The organism is uncultured Parasphingopyxis sp. (assembly GCF_937129435.1).
Lineage (GTDB): Bacteria > Pseudomonadota > Alphaproteobacteria > Sphingomonadales > Sphingomonadaceae > Parasphingopyxis.
In genome coordinates this window covers 1-25,132 of sequence record NZ_CAKZNF010000058.1, presented here as the reverse complement: position 1 = coordinate 25,132, position 25,132 = coordinate 1, and the positions used below count along the sequence as shown (strand labels likewise).

23 protein-coding genes are annotated in these 25,132 nt (G+C 64.4%); 5 read left to right on the top strand and 18 right to left on the bottom strand.

All coding sequences use genetic code 11. The features are described from left to right. The 6 genes from Q0139_RS10360 to Q0139_RS10335 all read right to left on the bottom strand — a co-directional run. On the bottom strand, positions 1-1,061 hold a 1,061-nt coding region (locus Q0139_RS10360; protein ID WP_298021211.1), incomplete at its 3' end, for a UvrD-helicase domain-containing protein. Next, a complete protein-coding gene (gene addB / locus Q0139_RS10355) occupies positions 1,054-4,050 on the bottom strand; it encodes a double-strand break repair protein AddB (protein WP_298021208.1) in 2,997 nt (998 codons plus the stop codon). The genes Q0139_RS10360 and addB, both read right to left, overlap by 8 nt. After that, the gene (locus Q0139_RS10350) at positions 4,043-4,783 is read right to left on the bottom strand and encodes a nucleotidyltransferase family protein (RefSeq protein WP_298021217.1); all 741 of its coding nucleotides are present in this window, start codon (positions 4,781-4,783) and stop codon (positions 4,043-4,045) included. Before Q0139_RS10350 ends, addB begins: the two co-directional genes overlap by 8 nt. Before the next feature lie 17 nt (positions 4,784-4,800). Next, a complete protein-coding gene (locus tag Q0139_RS10345) occupies positions 4,801-5,805 on the bottom strand; it encodes a phosphotransferase (protein ID WP_298021205.1) in 1,005 nt (334 codons plus the stop codon). After that, entirely contained in the window at positions 5,790-6,248 is a 459-nt protein-coding gene (gene tsaE / locus Q0139_RS10340; RefSeq protein WP_298021202.1) for a tRNA (adenosine(37)-N6)-threonylcarbamoyltransferase complex ATPase subunit type 1 TsaE, read from the bottom strand. Before tsaE ends, Q0139_RS10345 begins: the two co-directional genes overlap by 16 nt. After that, positions 6,245-8,599 carry a PAS domain-containing sensor histidine kinase gene (locus Q0139_RS10335; protein WP_298021198.1) on the bottom strand — a complete coding sequence of 785 codons (2,355 nt, stop codon included), beginning with the start codon at positions 8,597-8,599 and terminating at the stop codon, positions 6,245-6,247. The genes tsaE and Q0139_RS10335 overlap by 4 nt, the downstream gene beginning before the upstream one ends. Before the next feature lie 148 nt (positions 8,600-8,747). Here Q0139_RS10335 and Q0139_RS10330 point away from each other — a divergent pair, with 148 nt between their 5' ends. Continuing rightward, complete coding sequence (locus Q0139_RS10330; RefSeq protein WP_298021196.1) at positions 8,748-10,328, top strand: asparaginase domain-containing protein; 1,581 nt, start codon at positions 8,748-8,750, stop codon at positions 10,326-10,328. Between the two features lie 63 nt (positions 10,329-10,391). Here the strand turns inward: Q0139_RS10330 and ahcY are convergent, their stop codons facing one another. From ahcY to Q0139_RS10305, 5 genes are all read right to left on the bottom strand, one after another. Then, entirely contained in the window at positions 10,392-11,801 is a 1,410-nt protein-coding gene (gene ahcY, locus Q0139_RS10325; RefSeq protein WP_298021193.1) for an adenosylhomocysteinase, read from the bottom strand. 165 nt (positions 11,802-11,966) lie between these two features. After that, positions 11,967-13,421 (bottom strand): amidohydrolase family protein, encoded by a 1,455-nt coding sequence (locus Q0139_RS10320; protein WP_298021190.1) that lies wholly within the window; start codon positions 13,419-13,421, stop codon positions 11,967-11,969. A gap of 57 nt (positions 13,422-13,478) precedes the next feature. Then, positions 13,479-14,042 (bottom strand): YqgE/AlgH family protein, encoded by a 564-nt coding sequence (locus Q0139_RS10315; RefSeq protein ID WP_298021187.1) that lies wholly within the window; start codon positions 14,040-14,042, stop codon positions 13,479-13,481. Between the two features lie 67 nt (positions 14,043-14,109). Further along, positions 14,110-14,685 (bottom strand): hypothetical protein, encoded by a 576-nt coding sequence (locus tag Q0139_RS10310; RefSeq protein WP_298021185.1) that lies wholly within the window; start codon positions 14,683-14,685, stop codon positions 14,110-14,112. A gap of 4 nt (positions 14,686-14,689) precedes the next feature. Beyond that, a complete protein-coding gene (locus tag Q0139_RS10305; RefSeq protein WP_298021182.1) occupies positions 14,690-14,968 on the bottom strand; it encodes a hypothetical protein in 279 nt (92 codons plus the stop codon). 166 nt (positions 14,969-15,134) lie between these two features. Between Q0139_RS10305 and Q0139_RS10300 the strand changes: the two genes are divergently transcribed. Further along, on the top strand, positions 15,135-15,608 hold the full coding sequence (locus tag Q0139_RS10300) for a peroxiredoxin (protein WP_298021179.1): 474 nt from the start codon (positions 15,135-15,137) through the stop codon (positions 15,606-15,608). 71 nt (positions 15,609-15,679) lie between these two features. Next, positions 15,680-16,081 carry a hypothetical protein gene (locus Q0139_RS10295; RefSeq protein WP_298021176.1) on the top strand — a complete coding sequence of 134 codons (402 nt, stop codon included), beginning with the start codon at positions 15,680-15,682 and terminating at the stop codon, positions 16,079-16,081. 83 nt (positions 16,082-16,164) lie between these two features. Here the strand turns inward: Q0139_RS10295 and Q0139_RS10290 are convergent, their stop codons facing one another. From Q0139_RS10290 to Q0139_RS10270, 5 genes are all read right to left on the bottom strand, one after another. Further along, positions 16,165-17,958, bottom strand: coding sequence for a M2 family metallopeptidase (locus Q0139_RS10290; protein WP_298021214.1), 1,794 nt, complete (start codon positions 17,956-17,958; stop codon positions 16,165-16,167). A 171-nt stretch (positions 17,959-18,129) separates the two neighbouring features. Continuing rightward, positions 18,130-18,903, bottom strand: coding sequence for an alpha/beta fold hydrolase (locus tag Q0139_RS10285; protein ID WP_298021173.1), 774 nt, complete (start codon positions 18,901-18,903; stop codon positions 18,130-18,132). Then, positions 18,884-19,327 (bottom strand): GFA family protein, encoded by a 444-nt coding sequence (locus Q0139_RS10280; protein WP_298021170.1) that lies wholly within the window; start codon positions 19,325-19,327, stop codon positions 18,884-18,886. The genes Q0139_RS10285 and Q0139_RS10280 overlap by 20 nt, the downstream gene beginning before the upstream one ends. 16 nt (positions 19,328-19,343) lie before the next feature. Continuing rightward, entirely contained in the window at positions 19,344-19,796 is a 453-nt protein-coding gene (locus Q0139_RS10275; RefSeq protein ID WP_298021167.1) for a GFA family protein, read from the bottom strand. Further along, positions 19,793-20,440, bottom strand: a complete 648-nt coding sequence (locus Q0139_RS10270) for a 2-hydroxychromene-2-carboxylate isomerase (protein WP_298021164.1) — start codon at positions 20,438-20,440, stop codon at positions 19,793-19,795. The genes Q0139_RS10275 and Q0139_RS10270 overlap by 4 nt, the downstream gene beginning before the upstream one ends. Before the next feature lie 158 nt (positions 20,441-20,598). On the opposite strand from Q0139_RS10270, the gene Q0139_RS10265 reads away from it, so the two are divergent. Then, on the top strand, positions 20,599-21,657 hold the full coding sequence (locus Q0139_RS10265; RefSeq protein ID WP_298021161.1) for an HlyD family secretion protein: 1,059 nt from the start codon (positions 20,599-20,601) through the stop codon (positions 21,655-21,657). A 112-nt stretch (positions 21,658-21,769) separates the two neighbouring features. Continuing rightward, positions 21,770-23,329, top strand: coding sequence for a DHA2 family efflux MFS transporter permease subunit (locus tag Q0139_RS10260; RefSeq protein ID WP_298021158.1), 1,560 nt, complete (start codon positions 21,770-21,772; stop codon positions 23,327-23,329). Positions 23,330-23,455: 126 nt separating this feature from the next. On the opposite strand, the gene Q0139_RS10255 is transcribed toward Q0139_RS10260, so the two are convergent. Both Q0139_RS10255 and Q0139_RS10250 read right to left on the bottom strand, forming a co-directional pair. Continuing rightward, on the bottom strand, positions 23,456-24,484 hold the full coding sequence (locus Q0139_RS10255) for an aspartate-semialdehyde dehydrogenase (protein WP_298021154.1): 1,029 nt from the start codon (positions 24,482-24,484) through the stop codon (positions 23,456-23,458). A 75-nt stretch (positions 24,485-24,559) separates the two neighbouring features. Continuing rightward, the coding region (locus Q0139_RS10250; RefSeq protein WP_298021151.1) for an amino acid permease at positions 24,560-25,132 on the bottom strand (573 nt) is incomplete at its 5' end.

Below are 25,132 nucleotides of genomic sequence, written 5' to 3'. Positions count from 1 at the left end.
AACTGCTGCCCGGCGCGCAGGCCTGCCGCGGCGAAATCGGCGAAATCGGCCTTGATCCGCATCGCCAGCAAGGCGCCGACCGCCTCGTCCAGCGCCTCAATCAGCGCCTGATACTCGCCATGGATCGCGTCGAGCTTGTCGAAGCCCGGTTTGGCGAATGTCCCGCCGAGTGTCATCCATGCACGGCGCAGGTCGAACAGACCCTCGCGCCGCACCGCCGGGGCCGATGCCAGCCAGTCGGCCACCGCTTCGGCGCGTTGCAGGCCCGTTTTCGTGCCCCATTCGCGATTTGCCGCCGCGAATTCGCGCAAGGCCGCGCAATCGAACGTCTCGTCGTCGCACCATTGTTCGATCGCGGCGTCGATATCGCCGAGCGGAACGCCGAGTGCACGGCGCAATTGGTCGCCGATCAGCGCGGTGTCGCCCAGGCCGTCCATCGCCTCGGGCGCGCGGGCGCAGCGCATGACGAAGTTTTCGGTCTCTTTCTCGCCCAAACGGCGGCTCAGTGTCTGGATATCGCCGATCAGCTCGTCGTCGCCGCGTTCTTCGGCCGCGACGAGCATCGCCGCCATCGTCTCGCGCGCGAGCAGCGCCTCTTCGCGTCCTTCGAGCGGATGGAAGCCGGGCACGATGCCCGCTTCGGCGGGAAAGGCGCCGAGCAGGCTTTGCGCGAAGGCGTGGATCGTCTGGATACGCAGCCCCCCGCCCCGCGCATCGAGCACCCGGGCGAAGAGCCGGCGCGCCTTTTCGACCGACTCCGGCCCGTGATCTTCGCCCAACGCGATCAGTTCGGCGGCAAGCACAGCATCCTTGAGCCGCACCCAATGCGCCAGCCGTTCGTGGATCCGGTCCGCCATTTCGGCGGCGCCCGCCTTGGTGAAGGTGAGGCAGAGGATCGCCGACGGGTCGACACCGTTGAGGAGGAGCCGGATCACCCGCGCCGTCAGAACCTGCGTCTTGCCCGTGCCCGCCGAGGCCGAGACGAACGCCAGCTGGTCATGCGCCGAGGCGGTCTTCTGTTCGCCCGACAACGATGGCAGTGGGGCGAAGAGCTTAGCCATTATCGCCCTCCCCACCGCCACGGCCATACCATTCCTCGAGCCGCATCAACTGGTCGTAATCGGCATAGGGTGCATATTCGGGGTGCAACTTGGCGGTGAAGGGCGCTTCGCCCGTCAGCCAGTGGTCGGCAGCCTCCCGGAACGTCGCTTCGGCATGGGCGACGAAATTGTCGGGTGTCATGTCAGCGCCTTTGCGGAAAGGTGTGCGGACATAGCCGAAGCTGTCGCCCATTTTGGCGAGCGACCAATATTCGAACGCGGCGGAGATTCCCTCAACTCCCCTAAACGCGCCGCGATCGGCTAGCATGCCGAGAAGCCCGAGCTGCATAGCGTACCCCGCTTCCACGGCCTTTGTCTTTGGCGGTTGGCCGGTCTTGTAGTCGACGATGGCGAGATTGCCGTCGGCATCGCGGTCGATGCGGTCGGCCTTTCCCTTCAACTCGATGTTGCCGACGTCGATCACGCCATCGCATTCCGCGGCAATCGGGGTGCGCCCCGCCGCCCGATCCTCGCGCACGCGTTCGGCGATCCATTCGATCGGTGCGATCAGCCGTGGCCGCCACATGGCGCGCATCAGCGGGTGTGCATCATGGTCATCGAGCAGCCTTTCAGCACGCGCGACCAGCTTGTCGGGGTCGCAATTGTCTTCCTTGAACCAGGCTTCCAGCACGTCGTGGACCGCCGATCCGCGCCAGGCCGGGCTCGGATCGGAATCGACCGCGTCGAGGCTCGAAAGCCTGAGCATTGCCTTGGCGTACAGCGCGAAGGGATCGGCCTTGAGCCGGTCGACATCGGTCACCGATATCCTCCGTGGACGATCGGCGACCGGCGGCGCCGGTGCCGGTCGCTCGGCGGGTCTGACCACTTCGGGCCGGTCGATCGCCTTCGCCCAGGCCTTGAGCTGCGGCCATCGGGTCATCCCGCCGGTCATCGCCTCGAGCCGCAGCCAGAAACGGCTCGCCACGGCAGGCGCGCCCGCATCGCGCCGCGAGCGCGTCACAAGCACCCTTTGCCCGCCCAGCGCCGCCGACAGGTCGTGCGCGGCAAGGCCAATGCGGTGCTCGAGCCCCGGCAGGCCTAGATCGGCGCGCACCTTCGGCGCCAGCCAGGGATCGGGCGACGGCAGGCCGGGCCAGACGCCCTCGCTGAGACCGCCCAGCACCATCAGGTCGGTCTGTTGGAGCCGGGCTTCGAGCAGGCCCCAGATATGGATACGCGGATGGCCGCCCTGGGGCGGGTAAACCGGAATCGCTGCCATCAGCTGGCGCAGGATCTCGGGCAGTTCCGCCATGCCGACCGTTGCGGGTCCGTGAGCGCCACGTTCCTCCAGCTGGGCGACGAATTCGGCTGCAGGCCGACCGTTGGGCCCCGCCCAGACGGCTTGGTCGGTGAGAAGGGAAGCCGTTTCGCGGATCGCTGCGACGAGGCTCGGAATATCGCCTTGCCTCGATGCCGCCTGCTCCAGTGGCTCCAGTTGTGCGACAACCGACTTCCACCAGTCGAGCGTTTCGGCGATCTGTCCGCGCTTCCCCTCGCGCGCATCGGCGAGACGGTCGGCGATATGGGCCGTCACGGCCGCCAGGCCGGGCCTCGGCCTCGGTCCGCGCAGCAGCAGGTCGAGCCGCCGCACCGCCGACAGCCATTCCGCTCGCCCCTCTCCAAAGCGAACCAGCGGGTGTTTGAGCAGGGCGAGTAGCGGAACGGGGGCGAAACGATCCGCCGCGGCTTCGGCGAGCGCCAGCAACAGCGTCCCGGACGGCAGTTCGGAAAGCGGGCGGCCCGCCGAATCGTCGGCCATGATGCCCCAGCGTCGTAAATGTGCGGACACGCGCCGGGCGAGCATCCGGTCGGGCGTGACGAGCGCCGCCGTCCTGCCCGGTTCCTCCATCGTTTCGCGCAGCGCCAGCGCGATGACCTGCGCTTCTTCGGACGAGGTCGCACATTCGAGCGCGCGGACGCCCGTCAAGCGGCGTTCGCGGGGCGGGAGGGTGTTCCACTTTGCGGTAAAGTTTGCGGGCGCCATCGCGTTCGAGATAGCGCGGGTGCGAACGGCGGGTGCGTCGTGCCCGCCGCCCCAGCGCCAGCGCCGCACTTCGGATCGCGCGACGCCCATTCGGTCGAGCAGCAGCTTCAGCGCGTATTGCGGGTGGGTCTCGATCGAACGGCGCCGATGGCCGGTCTCGGGATCGGGTTCGAACGGCCCGAGCGCATTCCATTCCTCGTCGGGCATATCGATATCGAGGGCGGACAGGACGACCATGCCGTTTTCGAGCCGCGATACACTTCGGAGCACGGCGGCAACCGCGGGCGCGGTGGTGGAGATACCGGCCGCCACGACGAAATGATCGGGCGGATTGTCCCGCCAACGGTCGGCCACGCGGTTGAGAAGGATATTGCGGCGCTCGGCGAGATCGATCCGTCCGATCTTTTGCAACTCGGCTGGCCATTTGGAGAGGATGATCTCGAGCTGGTCGAGCGAACTCTGCCAATGTTCCTGCAGATCGCCGGGGATCGCTTCGATCAGGTCGCGCGGCGCGATCTCCTCGATATGGAGCTGGTCGAGCGCGGCGCCGAGATCGCGCGCCAGCCGAAGCGCTTCGCCTGCCTCGACCGGGGCGTCCTGCGCCGCCCGCACCTGCTGGACGAGGTTGGCAAGCCGCATCGTGCGTTCAAGCGGATCGATGGCGGCGGGGACGGGCTCCGCCGCGCCCATCGGATCGAGCGCATTGCCCAGCGTTTCGTCGATTTCCGGATCGCCGATCGGCACAAGCCTCGGCATCAGCAGCCCGCCGCCCGCCAGCCGGACAAAGGCATCTTGGATCGCGCGTACGGCCCTGCTTCGGGGAACGAGGATCGTGCCGCGCGCGAGGCCGGTCGGGCCATCTCCGAATGTGCGGATCAACCCGGCGGCGAGAGCATCGGCGAAGGCGCGGTGCGCCGGAATGGTGAAAACATTGGGATGAATCGAGGGATGCGCCGGATCAGCCATCCACGAGCAGCGCTTCCGTCCTCTTGATCGCGGGCGGCGTCCCGATGTCGAACCACAAACCCTGATGAGCGAGGCCGAAGGCCCTGCCCTGTTCGATCGCCCGGTCCCAGAGGATATTGGTGGAGAACGGACCTTCGGGCGCATCCGCGAACAGCCGCTTCGACACGAGCTGAACGCCCGAATAGACGAAGGGCGCGATCTTGCCCCGGCTCCGGCGCTTGATCCGCCCCGCACCGTCCATATGGAAATCGCCGCGTCCGCCATGGCAGTGCGCGCGCGCCTGCGGCACAAGGAGCAGCAACGCATCCATCTTCTCATCGTCCCAGCGCGAGGCGAGCAGGCGCAACGTGTCGCTCGGCCCATCGATCCACAGCACATCGGAATTGAGGACGTAGAAGCGATCGGCTTCGATCAGCGGCAGTGCCTTCACCACGCCGCCGCCGGTTTCGAGCAGTTCCTGTCGCTCGTCCGAAACCGTCACCGACAAGTTGCCGGTGTGGCGGGATACATGCGCCTCGACGGCATCGGCGAGATAGTGGACGTTGACGATGACCTTGGTAACGCCGGCCTCCGACAGTTTCTCGAAGGCGTGGTCGAGCAAGGGACGTCCGGCGACCGAAATCAACGGCTTGGGCGTGGTTGCCGTCAACGGCCGCATCCGCTTTCCAAGCCCCGCCGCCATGACCATCGCCGTATCGACGGGCGGACCGTCCGATTTCGGCCTGATCGACATGGGCGGCGTGTAGCGCGTCACTCTTCGGGTTCCTTCGTCCACGCGGCGGCGCGTTTCGATGTCGGCACGTTCGCCGCAAACCAGGCCGCGACGGGTGCGAGTGCCGGATGCCGCAAATCGCGCTCGAGATAGCGCCAGACGCGCGGTTGATAGCTCAGATAGCGCGACTTGCCGTCCCGCTTCCAGAGCCGTGTGAAGATGCCGAGGATCTTCGCGTTTCGCTGCGCGCCGAGAATGGCATAGGCGGCGGCGAAACCGTCGCCCGCCGCATCGGGGTTCGTCGCCGCGTAATGCTTGATCATCGACGCTTCGAGTTCGCTGTTCACGTCACGCCGCGCGTCCTGCAGCAGCGACACCAGATCGTACGCCGGGTGCCCGGCGAGGGCGTCCTGAAAGTCGAGCAGCCCGAGCGAGGCGATGCCGTGCCGCCCTTCGAGCAGCATCAAGTTTTCGGCATGGTAGTCGCGCAGCACGGTTACCGGCTCGTCCAGCTCCAGAAGCGGCGCGAGGACCGTTTTCCATGCCCGGTCATAGCCGTCATGATCGACCGTGAGATCGAGCGCGGGAGCATACCATTCGGGGAACAGCCGCGCCTCGCGGAGATATTCGCTCAGCGAATAAGGTGGCAGATGGCCGGCGCCCGAGCGGTGCAACACGCCGAGCAGCGTCACTGCGTCGCGATAGATGCGCGCCTCGCTTTCGGGCGCGGCGTCGACGACCTCGCGCATCCGCGCGTCGCCGAAATCCTCGAGCAGGATCAGTCCCTCGTCCAGATCCTGCGCCAGTATCTTGGGCGCGGAAAAGCCGAGCCGGTTCAGATGCGCGGCGACATCGAGAAAGGGCTGACTGTCTTCCTGTTCGGCGGGCGCATGCATCAACACGGCGGTGCGACCGGGTGCTGCGACACGGAAATAGCGCCGGAACGACGCATCGCCCGCCAGAGGCAGGATTCCGCCGTCGGACCAGCCGCTTTCGTCGAGAAACTGGCGCGCCTTTTTGGGTGTTTTCACGCTGGTGGCCATCGGTCCTCCCAAGCGGGCGGAACATGCGCTGTCAAGCGTCTCGCGGCAGGCTGTCCACCCTTTTGCGGTTCGACGTTGAGTTCGAGCCGGAGAACATCGTCCCACAGCCTTTCGCCCATCCGGTCCGGCCATTCGATGAGCATCGCGACATCGCGCCGCGCTTCGTCGAGGCCGAGTTCGCGCGCCTCTTCGGGATCGTCGAGCCGATAGAGATCGACATGCCAGACGGGGATTTGCGTTTCGGGCGGCTCATAGGGCTGAACGATCGCGAAGGTCGGGCTGGGCGCCTCGGCTTCGAGGCCGAGCGCGGAGAGGACGCCCCTCGCCAGCGTCGTCTTCCCGGCACCCAGATCGCCGGCCAGCGCGACACAGTCGCCGGGGCGCAGCAGTGCCGCCAGCTTCGCCCCGAATGCGAGCGTTTCAGCTTCGCTCGAAAGGATCATGTGGCCGGTTCGCGCGGCAGCGTGATCGTGACGAACGTTCCCTCGCCCGGTTCGCTTTCGAGGTGAATCGAGCCGCCCTGCCCTTCGACGAACTGTTTCGTCAGCGGGAGCCCGAGTCCGAGCGAACGGCCGCTATCGCCCGCCCCGGCCTCGCCACGATGGAACCGGTCGAAGACTCTGGCCTGTTCTTCCGCCGCGATGCCGGTGCCATTGTCAGCCACCGTGATGCGGGCCTCCTTCGCATCGCCCTCGGCATGGAGAAGCACGCGACCACCCTCGGGCGTATAGCGTATCGCGTTACGCAGCAGATGATCGAGCGCCTGACGCAGCCGATGCGGATCGCCGATGACGCCGCCGACCGACCAGTCGATCTCGGTCACCAGCTCATGACCGCGCCGTGTCGCGGCATCGCGCGCGGCGTTGGCCGCTTCGTCGCAGAGCAATTGCAGGTCGATCTCCTCCTCGGCCATGGGCAGCGAGCCCGCCTCGCTCTGGGTGAGGTCGAGGATTTCGTCGATCTGCGTGCGCAGCTTGGCCACCGATTCGAGGATCGTCGCCACATAATCGGCCGCTTTTTCGGGCAATTTCCCGGCATAACCGCCGTCGAGCATCTCGGCGAAGCCGGCGATCGAGGTCAGCGGCGTGCGCAATTCGTAGCTCATATTGGAAACGAAGGCCGTCTTGACCCGGTCGGCCTCTTCCAGCGCCTGCGTGCGTTCGAGCAATGCCGCTTCGATCCGCTGGCTGGCCGAAATATCAATCAGCGTGACGAGCGCGTTTCCGTCCGGCAGCGGAACCGCCGCATATTCGAAGCTCCGCCCATCCTTCAGCGCGAAGCGGCCGCTGCGCCGATTGCGTTCCGCAGCTGCCGCGCCGACGGCATCGCGGATGGCGCGCGCGTCCCCGGCCTGTTCGAAAGTGGCGGCAATCTGTTCGGACAGCGCGTCGATGCGTGGATGGCTGGCGAGCAATTCCTCTTCGAAGCCCCAGATATCCTGGAAACGGCTGTTCCAGAGGTGCAGACGGCCATCGGCCGCGAACACGCCGATCCCCTCGAAAAGGTTATCGAACGTCGCCGTGCGGACGCGGAGCAGCGTGTCGCGCGCGCTGGCCAGCTGCACCTGTTCAGTGCGGTCCTCGAACACCAGCAGCAGCCCGCCATCGGGCATGGGCTGGGCAACGACGCGCAGATGGGTGCCGTCGGGCAGGTGCCAGGCCTCCTCGGCTGCGGCGCTGGACTGGAACCATTCGCGGCGCTCCGCCTTCCAGGCCGGATAATCGCGTTCTTCCGGCAAACGCCCGGCCTCACGCATCCGATCGAGAATCCGATCGAATTCGGGTTCGTCGGCCAGCCATTCGTCTTCCATCGCAAACAGGCGCTGGAAGGGCTGGTTGAAGAAGGTGAGACTGCGGTCGGGCCCGAACTGGACGACGCTGGCGGAAAGAAGGTCGAGCATGTCGCGCTGGGCGCCCGCGAACCGCCGCAGCTCCGCGCGCGCTTGTTCCAGTTCCTCGACATCGACCGCGTATCCCGCAACGCCCGCCTCGCCGAGCGATACATCGACGATTCGCATCATCCGCCGCTCGCCGCCGATCGTCGCCGGCACCATCCGGCTGACCGCTTCGCCCTCCTGCCGGACCTTCGCCGCAACGGCCTGCGGGCTTTCCACCCCGCGCAGGTCGATCAGTTCCAGCCCGCGCGCAACGGCTTCGGCGGCGTTTTCCGCTTCCACCGCGCGCACATAGGCCTGATTGACGAGCGTCAGCCGCAGATCGGGCGCCCGGTGCCACATCGGGAAGGGCGCCGCCTCGATCAGCGCCGAAAGCGCATCCAGCGCGTTCGTCGCGTCATGCGCGCGCGATTGCAGCACCGCCATCTCGCCGCGCATGTCGGTGGCATCGAAGATCCACAGGACGACGGCGCGATCCGATCCGATCAGCGCGGGCGCGGGCGTGCCGCGTACGAAGAGAATGCGCGACGATCCCGTCAGCCTGAGTTCCATCACGAACGGCTTTGCAGACTGACGGCAGGACCGGACCGATTCGGTCAGTGATTCGAGATAATCCTGGGCCAGCGCCGCGGACAGCCCTGCCAGTTTCTTCGGGATCGCATCGATACCCAGCCATTGTTCGGCATTCGGGCCCGCCTGCAGCCTGTCATTGGCCTCGACCAGCACAAAAATCGCAGGCGCGGTCTCGAGCAAGGCGCCGCCACGACGAGCAGCTTCGGCCGCTCGCTCGCCCAGCGCCTTCTGCCGCAGCGCAACGATCGTCGCCCAGACCGCGACGGCGAGCCAGGCGGCGAGGACCATGCCGACGATAACGGCCGTCGTCGTCGAAACGGTGATCATGAAGCAGCGGCCCCGGACATGACCGGGCTTTTAGTCGTCGCGGCCCGCTACGGGAAGGTCGCGCCGCCGTTCTTAAGGGATAGGCGCGCGGTCTTTGGAATTCATGCGGGCACTGTCGGGCGTCGGCGCAGCACGCTAAGCACAAGGGATGAAAATCTGCGTCATCAATACCGGCGGCACGATCAGCAGTGCGGGAGAGCCGCTGACACCGATCACGGCTGCCGAATTCGGCGCTGCTGCCGAGCGGATCATCGGCCCCGTCATCGCGGAGAATTTCCCGCGCCTGACGATCGATTACGAAACATCGCTGACCTTCCCCGAATCCGAGACCGGCACGCTGGACAGCACCAACCTGCAGCCGCACGACTGGTGCCTGATCGCCCGTTTCCTGCTCGACAACTATGCGCGCTACGACGGCTTCGTCGTGCTGCATGGCACCGATTCGATGGATTTCACCGGTTCCGCCCTGCCCTTCCTGCTCAACGTCTTCGACGAACAGGGTTTTGGCAGGGCCGTGCTCTCCAAGCCCGTGATCATCACCGGATCGCAAGTGCCGATGTTCCATCGTGCCGGAGCGGATGGCGAGCTCCGGGTACGCTTCAATACCGATGCCTTTCAGAATTTCTGCGGCGCCATCGCCTGCGCGCAGCGAGGGATTCCGGAAGTCGGCGTCTATTTCGGCGCCCGGCTGTTTCGCGGCAACCGGCTGCGCAAGGTCGATACCAGCGATTTCGATGCGTTCGATTCGCCCAATTATCCCCCGCTTGCCGCCTACGGCATCGATCTCGAACTGTTTCCCGAGCAGATGCTGCCCGGACCGGCCAGCCATGCCGTGAGCCTCGACAATCCGGAATGCCTCGCACTGGCAAAAGCCAATCTGGCGGCGATTTCGGCCGCGATCGACGATTGCCCGGTGATGCAATTCAACGCCTTTCCGGCCCGCTATCGCAGCGACCGGCAGAGCGCGCTGCTCGCCGATCTGATGGCCGCGTCGATCGGCACGGGGCTAAAGGGACTCGTCCTCGAATCCTATGGCGGCGGGAATTTCCCTTCCGGGCATCCGGACAGACCCGAGAACGGTGCGATCTACCGGGCCATCGAACAGGCGAATGCCGATGGCGTGATCGTCGTCGACAGCACGCAGGTTCTTGCAGGGACCGTCGACGACAGGGCTTACGCTGCGGGGGCGTGGCTGCGCGCCGCGGGAGCGCTCAGTGCCTATGACATGACGTCGGTCGCGGCGCTTTCCAAGGCGATGATCCTGCTCGCCGCCGCCGATGTGAACGGCTGGTCGTTCGACACGGTCAAGCGGCTCGTCCAACTCAATCTTGCGGGCGAGGTTCGCAACGTCAGCTGGCTCAACAGCCGCAGCAACGCGACGCTGCTCCCCGGCCAGGCGATCATGGCGCTCGATGGCAGTGCGCGGCTGGTCAACGATCCGTTTGCGGGGCCGCTGTTGCAGGCCGGGGACGGCGAATGCCTCTGGTCGCCCTTCGGTACACCCGACAAGGGCAAAGCCGGGCGCCTTGTCATGCAGAATGACGGCAATCTCGTCTTCTACAGCGACCAGAACGAACCGCTCTGGGCCACCGATACGCGCCAGCCGCATGCCGCGTCGTCGGTGCTGATGCTGACCGGATCGCACCGGCGCGGCGATCTGCTATTATCGATGCAGGATTATAGCGGTGGCCGCGAAACCGCACGATTGTTCGATCAGCACGCCGCGTAACGAAAAAAGGCCACTGCCGCCCAACCGGCAATGGCCCTTTTCGTCCAGTCCTGAGACCGAAATCTAGTAGCGATATTGATCCGTCTTGTACGGGCCGTTCTTCTCGACACCGATATAGGCGGCCTGCTCGTCCGAAAGCTCGGTCAGCTTCACGCCGAGCTTTTCGAGATGAAGCGCCGCGACCTTCTCGTCGAGATGTTTGGGCAGAACGTAGACGTCGTTCTCGTAGTTGCCCTCATTGTTGAACAGTTCGATCTGCGCCAGCACCTGGTTGGTGAAGCTCGCCGACATGACGAAGCTCGGATGGCCGGTGGCGTTGCCCAGGTTCAGCAGGCGGCCCTGCGAAAGCAGCAGCATCCGGTTGCCGTCGGGGAAGGTGTACATGTCGACCTGCGGCTTGATCTCGACATGTTCGAGATTCTTGAGGCCGCCGACCTGAATTTCGTTGTCGAAATGGCCGATATTGCCGACGATCGCCATGTCCTTCATCGCGCGCATATGCTCGATGGTGATGACGTCCTTGTTGCCGGTCGTCGTCACGAAGATGTCGGCGTGCGGGGCCGCTTCTTCCATCGTGGTGACCGCGAAGCCGTCCATCGCCGCCTGAAGCGCGCAGATCGGATCGATCTCGGTGACCATGACGCGGGCGCCGGCGCCGCGAAGCGAGGCGGCGGAACCCTTGCCGACATCGCCATAACCGCAGACGACGGCGGTCTTGCCCGCCATCATCACGTCGGTGCCGCGGCGGATGCCGTCGACCAGCGACTCTTTACAGCCGTACTTGTTGTCGAACTTCGACTTGGTGACGCTGTCGTTGACGTTGATCGCCGGGAAGGGAAGCTTGCCCTTCTTGGCGAGGTCGTAGAGCCGGTGAACGCCCGTGGTCGTCTCTTCCGACACACCTTTGATCGCGTCGCGCGTCCTGGTGAAGAAACCCGGGCTTTCCTTGAGGCGCTTCCTGAGCACCTTCTGCATCTCTTCTTCTTCCTCGTTGGTCGGCGCGGGCATTTCCTCGCCGTCCTCGATTCGCGCGCCCCAGATGATGTACATCGTCGCGTCGCCGCCATCGTCGAGGATCATGTTGCAGGGCTCGTCGCCCCACTGGAAGATATGGTCGACATATTCCCAATATTCGGCGAGCGTCTCGCCCTTCTTGGCGAAGACAGGCACGCCGCTTTCGGCGATCACGGCGGCGGCATGATCCTGCGTCGAATAGATGTTGCACGATGCCCAGCGGACTTCGGCGCCGAGCGCCGTCAGCGTCTCGATCAGCGCAGCCGTCTGGATCGTCATGTGGAGGCAGCCTGCGATGCGGGCACCCTTGAGCGGCTTCTTCTCGCCATATTCCTCGCGCGTCGCCATCAGGCCGGGCATTTCGGTCTCGGCGATGTCGAGCTCACGGCGGCCATATTCGGCAAGGCTGATGTCTGCGACGATATAATCTTCGGTACGTTCGAGGGTCTGGGTGGCCATGAAGGGCTCCTGCGGCTGGTTCGATGTCAAAAATAAGGGCCGCGCGACGGATCGTGCGGCCATGTTGGGTCGCTGATACGGGGATTCGTCCGCTAATGCAAATATAAAGATATCTTTATATGTGTATCGCGCCACTTCTTCGATCGAACTGTCGAGGACGTGCAATCAGCTTCCTGGCAGCGGCGACCCCTGCGCCTCCAAGGCCTCCATTGCGTTGCGCTGGGTGCGCTCCGGGTCCGTGCGCGTCGCAGTAACTCGAAGTGAAGCAAGCACATCTGCATCGTAGAAACGCCCGCCGGCGATGACCGCAACCGGACGCCGGAGGAGCCCCAGATCGCCAAACGGATTCCCCGCCACGAGCAGCAGGTCCGCACGTTGTCCCGGCTCGATCCGGCCAAAGACGTCCACTTCGCCGAGCGCTCTGGCGGCATTCGCGGTCGCGGCGCGCAGGATCGTTTCACGATCGAGCCCGGCGTCTTCGAACAGATCGAGTTCATCATGCAACGACACGCCCGGAATGTTCGTTGCGATTCCTGCGTCGGATCCCGTCAAGAGCATTACACCTGCATCGTCGAGCATCCTCGTGAAGAGGACAAAGAATTCAAGTTGCTCCGCAGCGCGCCCGACGTCTTCGCCCGACCAGCGTTCCGATTGGGCGGTTTCCATCGACTGGATGAACGGGTTGAGCGTTTCGGTCCCCGGGCGTTGCAGATGCGCACCCTGTGTCGCGGCAATGCGCTGAAGATTGGCAAAGGCGATGAGCGTCGGATCGATCGCGACATCGGCCTCGGCGATCCGTGCCGCAAGCGCGCGAGCCGCCTTGGGATCATACCGGTCGCGCAGGCCGTGCCACACGATCGATTCGACATGCTCGATCGTCTCGAACCCGTCGTCGAGCAGTTCCTCGAATCCGATATGGAAAGGGCGTTCGTACGGCATGCCCGCCTCGCGGGGGCCTTCAGGTGTATGGCCGGTGATCGTCATGCCGAGCCGGGCGGCCTCGTCGCGGATGGCCTCATAGGCGTCGCGATTCAGGTTCGAATAAACCTTCACACGGCGATATCCCGCTTCATATTGCGCCCGAACGGCGACGCGCGCCGCGTCCGCCGTCCCGACCAGAACATGGTTGAGCTGCGCATTCGGGCCGGGGCTGTTCAAGATCGGCCCGCTCGTGATAATCCGTGGTCCGTCGAGCTCCCCCTGCACAATGCGATCGGCGAGACGCGCGTGCAGCGGCATTCCTGAAAGGTTGCGGACGGTGGTCACACCGCTCGCCAGATAGGCGCCGAGTTCGGCCTCGTCCCAGATATGAACGTGCATGTCGACGAGCCCTGGAACCAGCGTTCCGCCCTGCCCGTCCACCACGCGCGCATCATCGTCGTCGACTGCCGCAGCATCGCCGGAGACAGCGGCGATCCGGCCATCGCGAACAAGCACGTTCATCGCATCGCGAATACGGGTGCCCTCGTCGGTGAAATCGACCAGGCGCACATCCCGGATGAGGACAGCCGACGAGTCGGCGACCGGCTGGGCCACGACCGGCGTGGTCCATAGCAGGACCAGAACGAAAAAGACGAAAACGGCCTTAAACCGTCGAACGACGGCTCGCGAAATATCCATTCGAAGATCCCCCTCGAAGGGAAACGCTATCAAATCGCCGTCGAACCGGCAATCGCGTCAGGCATGACCCGCGTCATGGGCAAGCAGCGCAGGGTCGATCCCCGCCTTGCGATAGGCGGACGGCCAGCGGTCGTGCGTATCGGTGGCGAACAGGATCGCATCGTCGCCTTCGACCGCGAACCAGCCATGGCGGGTCATTTCCTCGTCGAGCTGCCCCGGCGCCCAGCCGGCATAGCCGAGCGCGCTGATCCAGTGCGACGGCCCCTTCCCCGCCGCGATAGCCTTCAACACGTCGAGCGTGCCCGTCAGCGCCCATTTGTCGCCGACCTGTACACTTTCCTGCCCGCCCCAATCGAGGCTGTGGAGGACGAAACCGCGCTGCGGCTCGACCGGGCCGCCGAAATGGACGGGCGCGTCAGGCGCTTCGCCGGGTTCGATCTCGAGTTGCTCGAGCAGCGCGTGAAAGCCGATATTCTCGATTGTCGCGCCGACCCCGATCCCGAGCGCACCCTCCTCGTCATGCGCGCACATCGCGATAACCGCGCGTTCGAAGCGCGGATCGCCCATGCCGGGCAGCGCGAGAAGAATTTGGCCGGCGAGGAAGGGCGGGCTCGAATCCATGACCGGCGAGTGTAACGGGTGCCGGTTCGGCGTCCAGTGCGGTCGCCGCAACCACGGTTCCGCCCGCCTAGTCGAACAGCGAAATGGTCGTTGTACCCAGTCCGAAAATGTCGGTTCCGGTGGCGTTGTCGATGCGGCGTGCCGGGTCGACCGTGGGGTTGGCGGGATAGGTCTGCCCATCGAAGGCGAGCAGCGCTTCATAACCTTCGGCAATCCCTCCGCCACCGACATACACGCTCAGATCGGGCAATCCGTTGCTTTGGCTGTCGAGCACACGCACGGGATCGCGGACGAGCGATATATCTCCCACCAGGGCATAGCTCTCTACCTCGGGCCTCACGACCAGCATCGAGCAGCCGCCCGACCCGCACCAGTCCGGACCGATCAGCATCGCCGCGAAAAGGTCGCTGCCGGGGATGACGGCGATCATCGATTGGCTGCCTTCGCCTCCGCGCTCGGTGACATAGTTCCGGACATAGTCGATGACGGAAAAGGGTACCGGTACGGGCGGCGCCGACGACTCCGCCGCAATCATCGCCCGAGCGTCGGCCAGCGGCGCGGCGGCCTCCCCTGTCTGGGCCGCCAAAGGCGTAGCCATCAGAGCGAACGGGATGGCAATGGCTGCCAGAATGCGTGCGAACATGGCCTCAATCCTCTTCGGGCGGGGTCGTCCGCGCATGACGGTAGTAGATTTCGTCGCAATAGGCGCGGTCATGATCTTCCATACACTCGCGCCATTCGCGGCCCAGCCGCTCTTCCTGCTCGCGGATCTCGCGTCCCCGATTGCGATCGGCCTCGTCCTGGCTCGTCGTCGCCCAGTCGGCGACCTGCCCGACGGCGCGAACCGGCGCGGTAACGATACTGGCGGCCGTCCGGACACAGCCCGACAACACCAGGGCAAGCAGGAGCGGAACGAGGATACGCATGACTTTTCTCCCATCGGTCATTGCCGTGTAGCAGTGCGAGGCCAACGACCGAAAGCCACGATCTTTCCGCTTTGGCCTGAACGGGGGTTGTATCGGGCAACTTTTGCCCGAAATGGGCATTGGTGCGATACTTCCTTCACCCTACCGAAACGCAACGGAGCACGACATGACGATCAGCGAAGGCGACAAACTACCCAAGACCAATTTCATCACCATGACGGCCGAAGGCCCGAAGCCCGTCGATCACGACGAGTTTTTCGGCGGCCGCAAGATCGCGCTGTTTTCGGTGCCCGGCGCCTTCACGCCGACCTGCTCGGCCAAGCACCTGCCGAGCTATGTCGAAAAGGCTGACGAGCTGAAATCGAAGGGGATCGACGAGATCGCGACGACGGCGGTCAACGATGCCTTCGTCATGGGCGAATGGACGAAGGACGCCGATCAGGTGACCCCGCTGGCCGACGGCAATGGCGATTTCGTCGAGGCGATCGGGCTGACGATGGACGGTTCGGGCTTCGGCATGGGCCAGCGCGGTCAGCGTTTCTCGATGATCGTCAATGACGGCGTGGTCGAGAAGCTGAACGTCGAGGCGCCGGGCGAATACAAGGTCAGCTCGGCCGAATATATGCTCGATCAGCTTTAGGCGCGGAACGAAAGGCGTTCCCGGCGATTGATTGAATATAAAGTCAATCTGACAATGCGGAGAAGCGTGCAATGACCAAGGAAACAGTTCCGAATCCGGAAGCGGCAGCCAAGAAGGGCTGGACCGACAGTGCGAAGGAAGTCGCCGGGAAAGCGGGCGACAGCGTGAAGGGCGCCTATAGCAAGACGGCCGATGCGGCCAAGTCCGCTGGCGGCAAGGTGAGCGCGGGCGCCAAATCCTTCGGCGAGACCGTCAAGGCGCATCCCTACAAGACCGCCGCTGCGGTCGGCGGCGTCGCGGCTGCTGCCGCGGGTGCCGTCGCCGGCAAGAAATATTACGACAAGCAGCAGGCGAAAAAGGCCGAAGCCAAGGGCAATGTCGACAAGGTCGGCTATCCCGAAATGCGCGACGGCAAGCCCGAAGTTGCCGAGACCAAGCCCGAAGCGCCCGAGGTTGCAGCCAAGGCCAACTAGTCCGGGTTTCATTCACCCAGGAAAAAGGGGCGGCGCCATATTGGCGACCGCCCCTTCTTTTTCGCCTGTCTGTCCGCGCCGGGTCAGTCCGCCGAGCTCGTCGGACCGGTCCAGCCGCATTCACGGCCCTGGTTCTGCTCTTCGAGCCACGCCATCAGCGGCGCGAAATAGGCGAGCATCGGCTCGGCCGACATTTCGCGCGTGCCGGTGAACGCCTCCAGCGCTTCGGGCCACGGACGCGACGAGCCCATGGCGAGCATCTCGTTCAGCCGTGCGCCGACTTCCTCATTGCCGTAGAAGGAGCAGCGGTGCAGCGGGCCTGTCCATCCCGCCTGCTCGCACGCAGCCTGATAGAACTGGAACTGCAGGATCCGCGCGAGGAAATAGCGGGTGTAGCTGACATTGTTCGGCACATGATATTTCGCGCCGGCATCGAACTGCTCCGCGCCGCGCTCGACCGGTGGTACGATGCCCTGATATTCCAGCCGCATGTCGTTCCATGCGCTTTCATAGGTATCGGGCGTGATCGAGCCATCGAAAATGCCCCAGCGATATCGGTCGATGAGGAGGCCGAAGGGCAGGAAGGCCACCTTGTCCATCGCTTGCCGCAGCAGCAGGCCGATATCCCGATCGGCACCTGGCACGGCGCTCTCGTCGAGCAAGTCGATCTGCGTCAGATATTCGGGCGTGACCGAAAGAGCGATCGTGTCGCCGATCGCCTCGTGGAAGCCGTCATTCGCGCTGTTGCGAAAGATCAGCGGCTGCTGGTTGTAGGCGCGCTGATAATAGTTGTGCCCGAGTTCATGGTGCACGGTGGTGAAATCGTCGGCGTTAACCCGCGTGCACATCTTGATCCGCAGGTCGTCGACATTGTCGACGTCCCATGCGCTCGCATGGCACACGACGTCGCGGTCGCGCGGCTCGGTGATCATCGAGCGTTCCCAGAACGTTTCCGGCAGCGGCGCAAAGCCGAGCGAGCTGAAGAAGGCTTCCCCCGTCCGCACGATCCGCTCGGGCGTATATTCGGCGCGTTCGAGCAGCTCGGTGAGATCGTACCCGACATCGCCCGCGCCTTCGGGAGCGACGACATCGTAGATATTGCCCCATTCCTGCGCCCACATATTGCCGAGCAGGTCGGCGCGGATCGGGCCGGTCGCGGCCTGCACCTGGTCGCCATATTCGCTGTTCAGTTCGGCGCGGACATAGCAGTGCAGCTGCTCGTAGAGCGGACGCGTCTCGTTCCAGAGCCGTTCGGTCAGCGCAGCAAATTCCTCGGGCTCCATATCGTAGCCCGAACGCCATAGATCGCCGACATTGTCGAACCCGAGTTCGCGCGCGCCCTCATTGGCGAGCACGACCATACGCTCGTAATTCTCGCGCATGCCGGCACCGTTATTGTGCCACGTCGTCCACATTTCCTGCAGTGCCGCCGGATCGCGCACCGAACCCATCCGGGCTTCGGCTTCGTTGCCGTTGATCGTCTCGCCGTTCATCGTCGCGCGCCCGGTCGAATAGGCGGTACCGAGTTCGGTCTGGATCTGGCTGAGTTCCGCGGCCGCGCCAGGGCGGCTCGAGGCCGGGATCGAGATACCGGAGCGGAGCTGGTCGAGCTGGCGCGACGTGACCGGATCGAGACCATCGACTTCGGCATATTGGGCTGCCTGTCCGGCCAGGCGGACGAGCATTTCGGTGACCAGTGTGCCGAAATAGGTGTTCAGCGCATCGGTATCCTGCGTGATATAGGTCGAGTTGACCCAGGCCGCGCGCGCCGAAATTTCGAACGCATCGGCCATTTCGTCATTGGCGGCGGCGATGAACTGGTCCGCGCCCTCGGGCGTCAGCGGATAGGGCAGCGGCGCCTCTTCGGCGGCTTCCATATTGTCAGCGTGATGATCGGCCTGAGCCGGTCCGGTGATGGCGAATGTCGCGAGCGCAAGCGCCGACACGCCGAGTTTGGCAAATTTTTTCACGGATGAACTCCCAAAGCAGTGAATGCCGAAGGGCTTGGACAATCGGCCCGTGGACGGTCAAGGGCCGTTCGTCGAAAATCACGGCGCAGGGCCGAGCCAGCCGGCGATAGCGTTGCCGAACTCCGGCTTCACGATGCAGCTCATATGGCCGCCGGGCACCTCGACATGGGTGGCATCGGGCAGGATCGCCGCCAGCGCCTCATGGCTGCCATTATCCTGATCCTCGTCGCCGGCGAGCACCAGCGTGGGCATGGAGATCGCGCTTATCTCTTCCTTGGGCGTGTCGGTGAAGACGTTGAGGATCAGCAGCAGCGCTTCGGCATCGCCGCCGGTCGTCCTAAGGAACGCCTCGGCCATCCATTCGGGCGAACCGCGTTCGTGGGAGCCGAGATTTTCGAGGATATGGCGAAAATGGTCGGCCCGCGATCCGAGATTGGCGAGCCCGGACAGGCCCATGCCCGAAATGATCATCCGCTTCGGCCGCGCCCCCGCCACATGCATTCGCACCACCGTCCGTGCGCCGAGCGAATAGCCGCCCAGATCATAGTCCTCCAAACCGAGGTGACGGATCAGCGCCTGCCCGTCTCGCGCGAGGATGTCGGTCGGATAAGCCGCCGGATCGTGCGGCTTGGCGCTGTCGCCATGGGCGCGCAGGTCCGGCATGATGACGCGATAACCCCGTTCGGCGATCGCAGCGGCATGGCCGTAGCGGATCCAGTTGGTCCATGCGTCGGAGAAGAAACCGTGAAGCAGGACGAGCGGCCGCCCTTCCCCGACCTCCCGCCAGGCAAGGCGATAACCGTCGTCGCTGTCGAAATATTGCGGATCGGGCTTAGTCGGGGAGTTTGCCAACTTTTTCCTTCCAGCGCCTGACCGTGGGTTCGTGCTCGTCGGCCCGGTAGCGCGGCAGGTCGCGCGTATCGAGCCAGGCCTCTTGCAGCGCCTCCGCGCCGAAATGGTGCCTGGGGACGAAACGCGACGGATCATCGAACGATCCGATGGTCAGGTCCATATTCTCCGAATCCGGGAACGCGAAGCCCAGCGGCGTACCACAATGCGCGCAAAAGGGCCGGTGTGCGATCGGCGAGCTGTCATACCAGTCCGGCTCGGTTTCCCATATGACGTCGGTCTTTTTGAGGTTCTTGAATGCGATCGAGACGCCTCCGGTCGCCCGCTGGCACATGCGGCAATGGCAGAGATAGGCCTCGACATCATCGATATTCGCCCGGTAGCGAATGCGTCTGCACTGGCAGCCGCCCTCCATCGTCTCGCCCATCGCAAGCCTTTCCTGGTCAGACCGAGCGGCGGCGAAATTCGAGGATATCGCCCCATTCGACCGGATCGTTCGGCTGCGTGTCATAGGTTCGGGCGCCCTCCGGTAACTCGATCCAGGGCTGACGCGATCCGATCCACATATAGGCCGCCGGTGTCAGGGACCTTGCATCGTCGAGCGTGCCGGCGCGCAGTGTCACGATGTCGGGGAGTTGTTCGTTGTGCGAATAGATCTCGGTCAGGCAGACGGGGCAGGAATGGACCGTCGCCGCCACGCCCGATGCCAGGGTCCGCGCGCCCTGCACGGTTTTCCCCTCGACGGTGAACTTGTCGCGCCACAGCGGCATCGTCAGCGCGTGCGATGAACCCGATCGCCGCTGGCAATCGGTGCAGTAACACGCATAACAGGGCGGGGCCTCCTCCTCCGTACGGTAGCGGACGGCGCCGCACATACAGCCTCCTTCTATACTCATCGTTTTTCGATCCCTTTTTGCTCCATCCGCCAGAATGCCACTTCGATACGATCCTGGCCGAAGAACGGTTCGCCCTCGAAGACGAGCGTCGGGACGCCCCAATGCCCCGCCTTTTCGAGTGCTTGTTGATTGGCGGCGATGTCGGCGTCGAGTGCTTCGGGCTCCGCTTCCACCTCGGCGTCCAGCTCCGCGAGATCGAGCCCCGCCCGTTCCGCCGCAAGCGCCAGATGATCGCCCTCATGCCAGTTCGGGGTGCCGCCCCAGATCACCCGCGATACCTCGTCGGCAAAGGCCAGGCCCCCGCCCCGCCGCGCGGCCGCCTGCCCCAGCCGCGTCAGCCGGTAGGCATAGGGCTGTTCGTCGGCGATCTTGCGCGTCGCCAGATCCTGCACGATCGGATCGGGCTGCGGCCTGCCGATCGGAATGCCGTGAAACTGTGCCAACCGGATGATGTCGCGACCGACATAGCCGAGCCAGTTCGGGTGGTTGCGCTCGAAGAAATCGGGCTGCCGCAGCGCCAGCGGATAGACGGGCTTCAGCGCGATCTCGAGATCGTATTCGAGGGTCAGCGCGCGATACCGCGCGGTTGCCAGATAGCTGTAGGGGCTTCGAAACGACCAGTAGAGATCCGCCGCAAGCGCCATGGCGCCTTATAGAACGCTATGGGCTCCAACGGAAGCAGGCTCTGATGGCCGCCAGGGGTGCGCTGCTTCTTCCTTCCACGATGCGTCGAATTCCCAAATTGCACGCATCGATAGCCCTCGTTATGGCTTTCAGCGTCTTACTGGGGAGAGATCAGGGCGTGTCCGACACAGTGACCGAGACGGTCGCGGCGGAGGCCGGGGAGAAGCGGAAGCGATCGCCGGTCGCGATCCTGCTGATGCTGCTCGTGCCCGCGATCGTCATCGGAATCGGCGTTTACTGGTATCTGCATTCGGGCCGCTACGTCTCCACCGACAACGCCTATGTGCAGCAGCATATCGTCGAGGTCGGCCCCGATGTCGGCGGCCGGATCGTTGAGGTTCTCGTCGAAGAGAACGAAGTCGTCGAAGAGGGGCAGATCCTGTTCCGGATCGACCCCGATCCCTATCGCATCGCCGTCGAGCAGGCCGATGCCGCCATTGCCGAAGCGCGGCTGTCGCTCGAACAGGCCGAGACCGCCGTCGGCACCAGCGGCGTCGATATCTCCACCGCGCGCGCCAATGTTGAATATGCGCGGCGAAACCTGGCCCGCGAGCGCGAGCTGATGGAGCGCGGCTTCAACACGCGCGCCCGCGTCGAAAGCTTCGAGAACCAACTCAATGAGGCGCAAGCGCGGCTCAACGCGGCGATCGCTTCGCAGCGTGACGCGCAGGCTGCCGTCGGAAGCGCGGCCAGCCGCAGCAGGGGCTCCTATCCCGCGATCGTTTCGGCTCGGGCGCGGCGCGACGAAGCCGCGCTCAACCTCCAGCGCACCGTGGTCCGCGCACCCGTCAGCGGAACGATCAGCCAGGTCGACCGCCTGCAGGTGGGCCAGATGGCGACGCCGGGCCAGGCGATGGTTTCGATCGTTGCCGGCAACGAGACCTGGATCGAAGCGAATTTCAAGGAAACCGACCTTGACCGCATGCGGATCGGCCAGCCGGCGCGGATCACCTTCGATGCCTATCCGGACATGGCGCTGTCGGGGCGGGTCGAAAGCATCGGCGCGGGCACCGGTTCGGAATTCTCCATCCTTCCGCCACAAAACGCCACCGGCAACTGGGTCAAGGTCACGCAGCGCGTTCCCGTTCGCATCCGGATCGAGGGGACGCCCCGTCGCCCGATGATCGCCGGGCTGAGCGCCAATGTCCGCGTCACGGTCGAGGACGATGAAGAATAACCAAATTAAACCGTTTGGGCCGAGCTTGTCGAAGCCCTGTCCTTCTACTTCTGTCGCCGTTCCAGATAGAAAAATCAGCCCTTCGACAGGCTCAGGGCAAACGGATCGTTGAATGGCGAGCGCCGCCGCTGAAACCGCCCCCAATTCGGGCGACGCCCTTTTCCAGGTCCGTTTCAAGGGACTTCTGACCTTCGCCGTGATGATGGCGATGATGATGCAGATCCTCGATACGACGATCGCCAACGTCGCCCTCCCGCACATGCAGACGAGCCTCGGCGCGACGATCGATTCGATCGCCTGGGTGTTGACCAGCTATATCGTCGCCAGCGCCGTCGCGATCCCGATCACGGGATGGCTGTCCGACCGGATCGGCTCGCGCCAGCTGTTCTTGACCGCTGTCGCCCTGTTCATCGTCACCTCGATGCTCTGCGGCATCGCCACAAGCCTCGAGGAAATGGTCATCTTCCGCATCATGCAGGGGATTTCGGCTGCGTTTATTGGTCCGCTGTCGCAAACGGCGATGCTAGACATCAACCCCTCACACAAACACGGCCAGGCGATGGCGCTGTGGAGCATGGGTGCTGTCGTCGGACCCATCATCGGCCCGCTGATCGGCGGATATCTGACCGAATATTACAATTGGCGCTGGGTGTTTTTCGTCAACCTGCCGTTCGGCGTTGCCGTTTTCACAGCTCTCTGGTTCCTGCTGCCGGGCCGCCCGACAAAGCGGCGCGGGTTCGATCTGTTCGGTTTCTCGATGTTCGCCCTAGGACTGGCGGCGCTGCAGCTGGTGCTGGATAGGGGACAGACGCTCGACTGGCTCGACAGCACCGAAATCTGGATCGGCATCGGCGCCTGCATTATCGGCCTTTGGGTGTTCGTCATCCACATGACGACCGGACGCGGGCAGCGGATCATCACACCGGCCATTTTCCGCGACGTGAATTTTACCGGCTCGGTCATCTTCATGTTTATCGCCGGCGCGCTGGTGTTTTCGACGATGACGCTGATCGCGCCGATGGTGCAAAGCGTGATGGGTCATCCCGTGATCTCGGCCGGCGTCATCCTCGCACCGCGCGGCATCGGCGTCATCGTCGCAATGATCGTCACGGCGCGGCTGATGAGGTTGATCGATGCAAGGGTGTTGCTCGCGCTGGGATGGGCGCTGTCGGCGTGGACCTGCCACTTGATGACCGGATGGGCGCCCGACATGGACAGCTGGCCCATCATCAGCGTCGGGATCCTTCAGGGCGTGGGGATCGGCGTCATCCTCGTCCCGCTCAACACGCTCGCCTTCGCCACGCTGCCGCTCGACCAACGGCCCGAGGCCACCGCGATGATGAACCTGTCGCGCAGCTTCGGCGGTTCGGTCGGTATCTCGATCACCGCAACGATCGTTGCGCGCATCCTGCAGACGAGCCATGCCGATCTTGGTGCCAACATGACGACGGCGACCGTGCAATCGCTTGAACTCTCGCGCATCGGCCTGCCACCCGAAATCGCGCTGCGCCTCATGGATGCCGAGATCAACCGCCAGGCGGTAATGATCGGCTATCTCGACAGCTTCTGGCTGGTCATGTGGGCCTGTATCGTCGCGATCCCGGCGACGCTGTTCCTGAAGCCGTTGCCGCGCAGTGCGCTCGAGGAAGGCGAGGGAGTAGCGGCCGAGTGATTCCTCCCCTGCAGGGGAGGGGAACCACGAAGTGGTGGAGGGGCACCAGCCACTTCAGGGGCTCATTAGCGGTTGGCGCCCCTCCACCATGCTTCGCATGGTCCCCCTCCCCGTTTCGGGGAGGATTTACGCTGCCTTTTGCAGATGTTTCCGCCCGAGCAGTTCGGCGATCTGCACCGCGTTGAGCGCGGCGCCCTTGCGCAGATTGTCCGACACGCACCAGATGTTGAGGCCGTTCTCGACCGTCGGATCATCGCGCACGCGGCTGATGAAGGTTGCGCCGTCGCCGACACATTCGACCGGCGTGATGTATCCGCCGTCCTCGCGCTTGTCGATCAACATGCAGCCCGGCGCCTCGCGCAGGATTGCCTGTGCATCCTCGGCGGATAGCTCGTTTTCGAACTCGATATTGATCGCTTCGCTATGCCCGACGAAAACGGGCACGCGGACGCAGGTCGCCGTCACCTTGATCTTGGGATCGAGGATCTTCTTCGTCTCGACCACCATCTTCCATTCTTCCTTGGTCGATCCGTCGTCGAGGAAGACATCGATATGCGGGATCACGTTGAAGGCGATCTGCTTGGTGAATTTCCGCGCCTCGGGCTGGTCACCGACGAAAATGTCGCGCGACTGGGAGAAGAGCTCGTCCATCCCCTCTTTCCCGGCGCCCGAGGTCGACTGGTAGGTCGCAACGACGACGCGCTTGATCGTCGCGGCGTCATGAAGCGGCTTGAGCGCCACCATCATCTGCGCAGTCGAACAGTTCGGATTGGCGATGATGTTGCGTGCCCGATAGCCGTCGATCGCCTCGGGGTTCACTTCGGGAACGATCAGGGGAACGTCCGGCTCCATGCGATAGAGCGAGCTGTTGTCGATCACGGTGCAGCCGGCCTTTGCGGCCTTGGGTGCATATTCACGTGCGGGGCCGGAACCGGCGGCGAACAGCGCGATATCCCATCCGGAAAAATCGAAATGCTCGATATTCCTGCATTTCAGCATCTTGCCGGAATCGCCCATCTCGACCTCGGTCCCGTGCGACCGCGGCGAAGCGACGGCGGCGACTTCGTCCGCCGGAAATTCGCGTTCGGCAAGACAGGCGAGCATCTCGCGCCCGACATTGCCCGTCGCACCGACGACGGCGACCCGATAGCCCATTTCATGCTCCTGTGCTTCGAATTGCGCGCCTCATAACGCGCCGATCCGGCAATGCCGAGCAATTTCAGCTTGGCCTCAGACGAGCCCTGCTACATGCGCGATCATGACAGCCAGCGCTCCGAAGGCACCGGCCGTGCCGGCGATGGTCACGACCCGGTGGCCGACATGTTCCCAGACCGCCAGCGCGTTGACCGTCCCGAACACGGAAAGGAAGACGATACTGGCACCGCTGACCAGCCCATCGAGACCGCCCAGCAAAGCCAATGCGAGCGCCAGCGCCGAAAGGGAAAGAACAGCCCATTGCGGCGCGCCGCTTGCATTGCGCTTTCCCAGCATGGCGGGGAGCGAACCATCCCGCGAGACTTCCTCGGCAAGACGCGCCGAAGAAAAGATCGTCGCGTTGATCGCCGAAGCAGTCGAGAGTGCGGCCGCGATGGTGACGGCGATCAGGCCAGCGATGCCCAGCGCCGCCTGCCCCGCATTGGACAGCGCAACCTCGCCATCCTCGATGACCGCCTGCGTCCCCGTAAGCATCGGCACCGCGAGCGCGACGAGGACATAGATTGCCGCCGCACTGGCGATCGAGAGCGCCATCATTCGCCGGATCGTGCGCTTCCTGTCCCGCATCTCCTCATAGTCATAGGCGAG